Genomic DNA, 8,757 nt, shown 5'->3' with positions numbered 1-8,757 from the left:
CCGACCGTCTCCCCGGCCCATTCCCCCATCGCCACAGAATGAGTCTGGCCCCACCGCTTGCGCGGCGGGGCCAGAACCCAAGATCTTCATCAGCCTTCTAGGGCCGATGTCGCCTAGGGTCGACGTCGCGCAGGATCGACGGCGCCTGGGGTTAACGGTGCTTAACCGGCCCGGCTAGTCTGGCCGCATGGTCAATCTGACGCGCATCTACACCCGTACCGGCGACGACGGCACCACCGCGCTCGGTGACATGAGCCGGACCACCAAGACCGACCCGCGGCTGGTCGCGTACGCCGACGCCAACGAGGCGAACGCGGCGATCGGCGTGGCCATTGCCGCCGGGGCGCTGGCGCCGGACGTCGTCGCGGTGCTCACCCGGATCCAGAACGACCTGTTCGACGTCGGCGCGGACCTCGCGACGCCCGTGGTCGAGAACCCGGAGTACCCGCCGCTGCGGGTCCTGCAGTCCTACATCGACCGGCTCGAAGGCGACTGCGACCACTACCTGGAGCAGCTGGAGAAGCTGCGCAGCTTCATCCTCCCCGGCGGCACGGCCGGCGCGGCCTACCTGCACCTGGCCTGCACGGTGGTGCGGCGGGCCGAGCGGGCCACCTGGACGGCGATCGAGACGCACGGGGACACCGTCAACCCGCTGACCGCCAAGTACCTGAACCGGCTCTCGGACCTGCTGTTCATCCTGGCCAGGGCGGCCAACAAGGAGCGCGGCGACGTCCTGTGGGTGCCGGGGGAGAACCGCTAGCGCCCTAGGGCAGCGGGGCCTTCTCCGGGGCGGGCTGCTCGACCGGCCGGCCGTCGACGACCGTCACGCCGGCCGGGGCCTCCTTGGGCCACTTCGAGTAGCAGCCGGCCACGACGACGTTGACGACGGCCGCGATGCCCAGCTTCCAGTACCACTGGGCGAAGGTGCCGAAGTGGGCGCTGCCCGCGGAGAGCGGGACGAGGAGGCTGATCAGGCTCAGGGTGATCGCGGCCGAGACGACCGTGCGCCAGGCGATCCGCCACTCGTGCCTGGTCCGCTCCGGGCCGTACTTGGGGGCGGGCAGCGGCTTGGGGCCGCCGGCGAAGCGGTGCAGGAAGTGCCGGTCGGCCCAGGCGACCAGCGAGGGCCCGTAGCCGACCGAGAAACCGGCGTAGCTCGCCGCCAGCGCGTGCATCCAGCCCGCCTCGGCGCCGCCCCGCAGGTTCAGGACGGTGAGCGCGTACAGCGCGAGGTCCACCACCGGGAGGCCGATCAGCAGCGCGGTGCTGGTGCGGCGCCACCGCAGCAGGTAGCGGGCGCTGAGGCCGAGGCCGAGCACGATCCACCAGGAGATCTCGGCCGCGACGATGAGGGTGACGATCACGTTCTGCTCCCGGACTGGTCGGCGGTGGTACCAGCCTCGTGTGCGGGCGCGCTCGCGTCGTCGTCGTGGAGTGCCGTCCCCGCGTGCATCTTTCGATGTAGCCGGATCCTCCGTGGACCGGAGCGGCGCGGTCCGCCGGGGATGGTGAGATGGGAGGGTGCTCCGTCCGTCCCTCTCACCACGCGCGCTGGACCGGCTGATCGCCCTCTGCGGGCTGCTCGGCGGTGCGGTGCTGATCGCCTTCAAGGTGTACGACCGGCCCGACGACCTCCCGCTGTGGGCCGTCGTGGCGCCGCTGCTCGTGATGGCCGCGCTGGAGCTGGTGCGGCGGCGCAGGCCGGTGCTGGCGGTCTCCCTCGGCGGGCTCGCCTTCGCGGGCAGCATCCTCGCGGGCAGCCTGCTGGCGACGACCATCATGTACACCGACCTGCTGTACGCGGCGGTGATCTACGGGTCCGCGCGGATGTCGCGGATCCTGCACCTGACCGGCGGCGCCACCGTGCTGGTGCTCTCCACGCTGGCGCTGATCTACAGCGGGACGCCGGCCGGGCTGCTCGTCGTGGTGGTCACCTCGCTGGTCTTCCTGGCGCCGGTGTGGACCGGGGACGTGGTGCGCAAGCACCGGCAGGAGGCGGAGACCGAGCGGCTGCGCGCCGAACAGACCGCGCTGCTCTCGGAGATGGACCGCCGCGAGGCCATCGTCACCGAACGGGCCCGGATGGCACGGGAGTTGCACGACGTGGTGGCCAACCACCTGTCGGCGATCGCGATCCACGCGACCGGCGCGCAGTCCGTCGCCCGGCGCCAGCGGCGGGCCGAGGACGACCCGCTGGTCGAGGTGCTCGCCGTGATCCGGGAGAACAGCGTCCAAGGATTGGCCGAAATGCGTCGCATGATCGGACTGCTCCGGGACAGCGGCGGGGGCGAGGCCGACGAGTCCTACGCGGCGCCCGACCTCGCCGCGGTGGACGCGCTGCTGACGAAGGCCCGCGCGGCCGGCCGGGACGTCGGGCTGGAGTTCGAGCTGAGCGAGCACGGCGAGCGCGGCGAGCTGCCGGTGCCGGTGGGCCTGGCCGCGTACCGGATCGTGCAGGAGTCGCTGACCAACGCGCTCAAGCACGCCGGGCCCGGCCTGGTGCGGCTGCGGCTGGACTTCGGGGCGGGGGAGCTGCGGATCGCCGTCGACAGCCCGTACCGCGCCGAGGAGGGCCGCGGGCTGCCGGGGGCGCGGGCCGGGCTGGTGGGCATGTCGGAGCGGGCCGGGCTGCTCGGCGGCAGTTTCGAGGCGGGGCCGCGGGACGGGAACTGGAGCGTGCGCGCGGTGCTGCCGCACGGCCGGGGGAGCGAAGGGAACGAGGGACGCGCGTGACGATTCGGGTGCTGGTGGCCGAGGACCAGGCCGCGGTGCGGGCGGCGCTGGTGATGATCCTGCGGGCCGAGCCGGACGTCGAGGTGGTCGGACAGGCCGCCGACGGCGAGGAGGCCGTCCGGCTGGCCCTGGAGCTGCGGCCGGACGTGGTGCTGATGGACGTGCAGATGCCGCGCCTGGACGGCGTCTCGGCGACCCGCGAGGTGGTGGCCGCCGGCGCGGCCCAGGTGCTCGTGCTGACCACCTTCGACCTGGACGAGTACGTGTACGGCGCGCTGCGGGCCGGCGCGGCCGGCTTCCTGCTCAAGGACCTGGAGGCGGACACCCTCGTCGAGGGCATCCGGACGGTGGCGCGCGGGGACGGCATGCTGGCGCCCTCGGTGACCAGGCGGCTGATCGGCACCTTCGCCCGGCCGGACCGGGCGGTGGGGCCGGACACCCGGGAGGCGGTGGCCGGGCTCACCCCGCGCGAGCGCGAGGTGCTGGCCTGCATCGGCGCCGGGCTGTCGAACGGGGAGATCGCCGCCCGGCTCGCGATGGCGGAGGCGACCACGAAGACGCACGTCAGCCGGATCCTCGCGAAGCTGCGGCTGCGCAGCCGGGTGCAGGCGGCGATCCTGGCGCAGGACCTCGGGCTGATGATCTGACCGTCGCACCGACGATCGGCCGGGCTGATTGGTTCACCTGACCAGGTCGGTTGCAGATCACACTCCCGATTGCTATTGCACGGACGAAATGGGCGTTAGAGTCCCCGCCAGAGCGACGCGGCTCTACCGGGCGGCGACCCCTGCCCTGAGCCGCTTTCAGGGCCCGCCCGCGAGGCGGCGACGGCATCGGGAGACCCGCCATGAGCAATGCGTCCAGCAAGCAGATCGCCGTGATCGGTGCCGGCCTGATGGGCGCCGGCATCGCCCAGGTGTCGGCCCAGGCCGGCCACCCGGTGGTGCTGCGGGACGTCACCGACGAGGCGCTGCAGCGCGGTCTCGCCGGCATCCGCGCCTCGTACGAGAAGTTCGTCGCCAAGGGCCGGATGAGCGCGGAGGACGCCGAGGCCGCCCTCGGCCGGATCACCACCACCACCGACCTGGGCGCCGTCGCCGGGGCCGACATCGTGGTCGAGGCCGTGTTCGAGAAGCTGGAGGTCAAGGAGGCCGTCTTCCGCGAGCTCGACAAGCTCGCCAAGGACGGCGCCGTGCTCGCCTCCAACACCTCCGCGATCCCGATCACCCGGATCGCCGCCGCCACCCGGCGCCCGGAGTCCGTCATCGGCGTGCACTTCTTCTCGCCGGTGCCGCTGATGAAGCTGGTCGAGCTGGTGCGCGGCTACAAGACCAGCGACGAGACGCTGGCCACCGCCCGCGCCTTCGCCGAGGGCGTCGGCAAGGAGGTCGTGGTGGTCAACCGCGACGTGGCCGGCTTCGTCACCACCCGCCTGATCACCGCCCTGGTCGTCGAGGCCGCCAAGCTGTACGAGACGGGCGTGGCGACCGCCGAGGACATCGACAAGGCCTGCCGCCTCGGCTTCGGCCACCCGATGGGCCCGCTGGAGACCGCCGACCTGACCGGCGTCGACATCCTGCTGCACGCCGCCCGCAACATCTACGAGGAGACCCAGGACGAGAAGTTCGCCGCCCCGGAGGTCATGGCCCGCATGGTCACCGCCGGCGACCTCGGCCGCAAGAGCGGCCGCGGCTTCTACGGGCACGAGGGCAAGTAACCCACGGGCCGCGGGGCCGGGCGGGCCGGGCGATCGAGCATCGTAGGACCCGCCCCGCCCGGGGCGGGTGAGTTTCCTCACGCCGGGTGCCGCAGACGGGTGATTTGGGCGGTAATCGAGCGTAGGTGTGGAGACTACCTGCGTATATTCCCTCGGACGAGTGAAGTTGCTTCAGATCTGACCGCAACCAGCAACCTGCGGTGCTGGTTCGCCGTCAGATGAGGGGCCCAGGTTTGAACGACGGGCGGCCGGCCCGGGCGCGCGGCCCGTCGCCGTTCGGCGCAGCAGGCGGGCCTCCGGACGAGGGGCCACGGCCCGCCCGGGCGGCCACCCCGCTCCCCGGCCCGGCACGGCCGGGGCGGACCCACACCCCCGACACCGGGACCGGCCAGGCGAAGGAGGAGGAGAGCATGCGCATCACCGGCGACCACAGGGCGCTGGCCATCGAGGGCCGCCTCGACGTGCGCACCGCCGCCGACGCGCGGGCCCGGCTCCACCAGGCCGTCGACACCGGCCTCGGCGACCTCGTGCTCGACCTCGCCCGCCTGGAGTTCTGGGACGCCACCGGCCTCGGCGTCATCATGGGCACCCACCGCCGGGCCGGCCGGATCGGCCGCCGGCTCGTGCTGCGCTCCGTCCCGGCCCAGCTCCAGCGGCTGCTGGTGGCCACCAAGCTGCACCGCATCCTCGCCGTGGACGGCGGCGTCGCCGAGGCGCACGGGGTCGGTCTCTGAAGCACGCCGAAGGGGCTCCGGAAGGGGCTCCGAACGCGCTCCGGAAAGCGCTCCGGGGGCGCACGAGGCCCTCGTGGGGCGCGCGTGACGGGACGGCGCTGCACACGCGGGGCCGGATGTGCGAGAGTCTGCCCGTCAGAAGACGGCCGCCGCAGCCGGGCCATGCCCGCCCGGTCCCCGCACGGCCGCGACCGAGACGTCAGCCGGCCGGCGCGGCACGCCGGCGGCCGAGCACGATGCGGAGCAGAACGTGGCACAGCCAACCGGTGAGTTCCGGCAGGAGGCCGTCCGCGCCCGCAGTGGCGAGCTGGTCTCCGGCGCTCTGCTGGTGGGCGTCGGCGCGCCGGACGGCTCCGAGGCCCGGCCCTGCCCCGAGGAGTGGCGCCCGCGCCCCCGCCGGGTGCTGCGCAGCGAGCCCGCCCGCGGACCCGTCGGCGGCGTCGAGCGGGCGGTCGGCCCGCTCGCCCTCGGCGCCGGGCCCGCCGACCTGCCGCTGCTCGACCGCGAGGCGGACGTCGCCGAACTCCTCGGCCTGCTCGCCGAGGGCCGCTCGATACGCCTGGTCGGCCAGGCCGGCTCCGGTCGCAGCGCCCTGCTGTCGGCCGTCGCCGAGGCCGCCGCCGACCTCGCCCCCGGCGGCGTCGTCCAGCTCTGCGGCCACCGCCGCACGACCGCCGACGTGCTCCAGGAGCTGTTCGCCGCCACCCACCACGCCCCCGGCTACCGCCCCGACCCGGCCCAGCTGGCCGCGCACCTCGCCGACGTCGGCGCGATCGTCGTGATCGACGGCGCCGAACCCTCCGGCGCCGAGCTGGAGGAGCTGCTCTCCGCCGCCCCCCGCTGCGCCTTCCTGATCTCGGTCGACCCCGCCGCCCCGCCGCTGTCGGCCGGCTCCCGGCTCCAGGACCACCCCGTCGCCGGACTCTCGCGCGCCGCCTGCCTCGCGCTCGCCGCCCGGCTGGCCGGGCGGCCGCTGGACGTCGCCGAGAAGGCCTGGGCGGTCGACCTCTGGTTCGAGTCCGAGGGACTGCCGCTGCGCTTCGTCCAGGCCGCCGCGCTGCTGCGCCAGCGGGACGTGGCGGTGGACGCGCTGGTCGCCGCCGAGGAGGACCGCCTGGACGTCTTCGGCGCGGTCGACGGGCCCGTCCACGACCCCGACCCGGCCGTCCGCGAGGGTGCGCTGCGCCGGACCGTGCCGCTGCCGTCCGTCGCCGAGACCGCCTCGCCCGCCGTCCGGCTCGCCGAGGGGCTGAGCGAGCCCGCGCAGGCCGTGCTGCGGCTCGCCGTGGCACTCGGCGGCGAGTGCCCGACCGCGCCGCACCTGCCCGCGCTGATCGACGTCGGCCAGGGCGAGAGCGCGCTCGCCGAGCTCGCCGACGCCGGGCTCGCGGTGTCCATCGGTGGCCACCACCGGCTGACCGCCGGGGCGCTCGAACTGCTCCTCCCGCACTGGCCGGCGCGCGGCAGCGTCGACGGCGCGGCGCAGCACTTCGCCTGGTGGGTCGGGCACAGCTCGGTGTCGCTCGGGCAGATCGCGGCCGAGGCGGAGGTGGTGATCGGCGTCCTGCTGGCCGACCGCACCGGCGGGCGCCACGAGGCCGTCGTCCGGCTGGCCAGGGCCGCCGCCCCCGCGCTGGCCCTGTCGCTGCGCTGGGGGGCCTGGGAGCGGGCGCTGCAGCTGGGTCTGGAGGCCGCCAGGCGGACCGCCTCCAAGGCCGACGAGGCCTGGTTCCACCACGAGTTGGGCGTCTACGCGATCTGCGCGCAGGAACCGTCCCAGGCGATCGCCGAGCTGGAGACCGCGCTCACGCTGCGGGCCGTCGTCGGCGAGCAGCGCGGGGTCGCGGCGGCGCGTCGGATGCTCGACCTGCTGCGGGCCGAGGGCCGTCAACTGCCGGGCGCCCAGCCCTCGGCGGCGCCTGCGCGCGGTCCGGTGATCCGCAAGATCGCGGCCAGGGTGCCGTCCGGGCTGCGGTCGAGCCGGCGCCGGCGGGTGGTCGTCGCGTCGGCGGCGGTGCTCACGCTCGGGGTGCTCAGCACGGCGGTGGCGATGAGCGTCACCGGGCCGGGGGAGCAGCGGACCAACGACCCGCACAGCCGGCTCGACCAGGACGACACCGGCACCGGCGGGCAGGTCCCGCTGCCGCACTCCAGCACCGGCGCCGCCACGACGGCCGGCGCGGACGCCCCGGGCAGCAGCCCGGCGGCGAACGGGACCAGCCCGGAGCCCTCGGCGAGCGGCAGTGCGACGCACTCGCCGACCGCGTCGGCGTCGGCCTCGGCGACGGCGTCGAAGAAGCCGAGCCGCTCGCCCGGCGCGACGGGTTCGGACGCCCCGCAGCAGCCGCAGCCGCCCGCTCCGGGCGACCCGCAGCCGCCGACGCAGCAGCCGGGGCCCGGGCCGCAGCAGCCGCCCGTGACCCACCCGAGCCAGCCGCCGGCGCCGAGCAGTTCGCCGACGTCCTCGACCCCGAGTCCGTCGCAGTCGACCAAGCCCCCGACGACGCCGGCACCGACCGGACCTGGCACGCCGTCTCCGACGGCGACCTGAGGCGTCAGAACAGCTTCAGCTTGTCGTCGTCGATGCCGCGCAGCTCGTCGTAGTCCAGGACCACGCAGCCGATGCCCCGGTCGGTGGCCAGCACGCGGGCCTGGGGCTTGATCTCCTGCGCGGCGAAGACGCCCTTGACCGGGGCCAGCAGCGGGTCCCGGTTGAGGAGTTCGAGGTAGCGGGTGAGCTGCTCGACGCCGTCGATCTCGCCGCGGCGCTTGATCTCGACGGCGACCGTCGCCCCGTCGGAGTCGCGGCACAGGATGTCGACCGGGCCGATCGCGGTCGGGTACTCGCGGCGGATCAGCGACCAGCCGGCGCCGAGCACCTCCATGCGATCCGCCAGCAGCTCCTGGAGGTGTGCCTCGACGCCGTCCTTGATCAGGCCCGGGTCGACCCCGAGCTCGTGGGACGAGTCGTGCAGCACCTCCTCCAGGGTGATGATGAGCTTCTCGCCGGCCTTGTTCTCCACCGTCCAGACCCCGTCAGCCTCCTTGAGGACGCACGGCGGGGACATCCAGTTGAGCGGCTTGTAGGCGCGGTCGTCGGCGTGGATGCTGACGCTGCCGTCGGCCTTGACCAGGATGAGCCTGGTGGCGGAGGGCAGATGGGCGGAGAGCCGACCGGCATAGTCGACTGAGCAGCGGGCAATTACGAGACGCACGGTCGACCACGCTAGCCCACCGGGGCCAGTTGATGCGATTCCGCGACGACGGGGTGAAGGAAGCGCGAACCCCGCGAACATGGAGGTTCGGCGATTCCGGGGATGCCTCCCGCGGTCTGGCGCCCCTACGCTGGGGTCGCTACCGTGTGTGACGGCATGCGTGCGGGGCCGCTGTCAACGGGGATGGAGACTTCAGATGAACGATCCGACAGGATCCGGCCATTCTGGTGCACCACGGCGTATTTACGGAGCAATCCCTAGGAACCACCGGCCTGGCCCGCCGTTGACTGACACGCTGTTCTGAAGCGGTCGGTATCCGGGACGTTACGTCCAGTGGTGCCGCCGCACCCTTCGCACG

The 8,757-nt window shown here is 74.1% G+C and carries 8 protein-coding genes; 6 read left to right on the top strand and 2 right to left on the bottom strand.

Translation table 11 applies throughout. The features are described from left to right. Positions 1 to 187 precede the first annotated feature (187 nt). Positions 188 to 760, top strand: a complete 573-nt coding sequence (locus ACFVU9_RS11180; RefSeq protein WP_380496773.1) for a cob(I)yrinic acid a,c-diamide adenosyltransferase — start codon at positions 188 to 190, stop codon at positions 758 to 760. Positions 761 to 764: 4 nt separating this feature from the next. On the opposite strand, the gene ACFVU9_RS11175 is transcribed toward ACFVU9_RS11180, so the two are convergent. Then, positions 765 to 1,364 (bottom strand): hypothetical protein, encoded by a 600-nt coding sequence (locus ACFVU9_RS11175; protein WP_387592139.1) that lies wholly within the window; start codon positions 1,362 to 1,364, stop codon positions 765 to 767. 157 nt (positions 1,365 to 1,521) lie between these two features. Here ACFVU9_RS11175 and ACFVU9_RS11170 point away from each other — a divergent pair, with 157 nt between their 5' ends. The 5 genes from ACFVU9_RS11170 to ACFVU9_RS11150 all read left to right on the top strand — a co-directional run bounded on the left by ACFVU9_RS11170 (position 1,522) and on the right by ACFVU9_RS11150 (position 7,735). Then, positions 1,522 to 2,733 carry a sensor histidine kinase gene (locus ACFVU9_RS11170; protein ID WP_380440131.1) on the top strand — a complete coding sequence of 404 codons (1,212 nt, stop codon included), beginning with the start codon at positions 1,522 to 1,524 and terminating at the stop codon, positions 2,731 to 2,733. After that, on the top strand, positions 2,730 to 3,380 hold the full coding sequence (locus ACFVU9_RS11165) for a response regulator (protein ID WP_380496777.1): 651 nt from the start codon (positions 2,730 to 2,732) through the stop codon (positions 3,378 to 3,380). Before ACFVU9_RS11170 ends, ACFVU9_RS11165 begins: the two co-directional genes overlap by 4 nt. A gap of 200 nt (positions 3,381 to 3,580) precedes the next feature. Then, positions 3,581 to 4,450, top strand: a complete 870-nt coding sequence (locus ACFVU9_RS11160) for a 3-hydroxyacyl-CoA dehydrogenase family protein (protein ID WP_380496778.1) — start codon at positions 3,581 to 3,583, stop codon at positions 4,448 to 4,450. 410 nt (positions 4,451 to 4,860) lie between these two features. Continuing rightward, complete coding sequence (locus ACFVU9_RS11155; protein ID WP_380440136.1) at positions 4,861 to 5,184, top strand: STAS domain-containing protein; 324 nt, start codon at positions 4,861 to 4,863, stop codon at positions 5,182 to 5,184. A gap of 250 nt (positions 5,185 to 5,434) precedes the next feature. Continuing rightward, positions 5,435 to 7,735, top strand: a complete 2,301-nt coding sequence (locus tag ACFVU9_RS11150; protein ID WP_387592133.1) for an ATP-binding protein — start codon at positions 5,435 to 5,437, stop codon at positions 7,733 to 7,735. Between the two features lie 4 nt (positions 7,736 to 7,739). Here the strand turns inward: ACFVU9_RS11150 and nucS are convergent, their stop codons facing one another. Beyond that, positions 7,740 to 8,399, bottom strand: a complete 660-nt coding sequence (gene nucS, locus ACFVU9_RS11145) for an endonuclease NucS (RefSeq protein ID WP_355252708.1) — start codon at positions 8,397 to 8,399, stop codon at positions 7,740 to 7,742. Positions 8,400 to 8,757 lie beyond the last annotated feature (358 nt).

It is taken from the genome of Kitasatospora sp. NPDC057936 (genome assembly GCF_042887525.1).
Taxonomy (GTDB): domain Bacteria; phylum Actinomycetota; class Actinomycetes; order Streptomycetales; family Streptomycetaceae; genus Kitasatospora.
The sequence above is the reverse complement of the archived record's forward strand: the minus strand, read 5'-3'. Positions and strand labels throughout refer to the sequence as shown.

Coding starts and splice junctions, on each gene's coding strand:
- ACFVU9_RS11180 (WP_380496773.1), top strand. CDS start 188: ATGGTCAATCTGACGCGCATCTACACCCGTACCGGCGACGACGGCACC.
- ACFVU9_RS11160 (WP_380496778.1), top strand. CDS start 3,581: ATGAGCAATGCGTCCAGCAAGCAGATCGCCGTGATCGGTGCCGGCCTG.
- ACFVU9_RS11155 (WP_380440136.1), top strand. CDS start 4,861: ATGCGCATCACCGGCGACCACAGGGCGCTGGCCATCGAGGGCCGCCTC.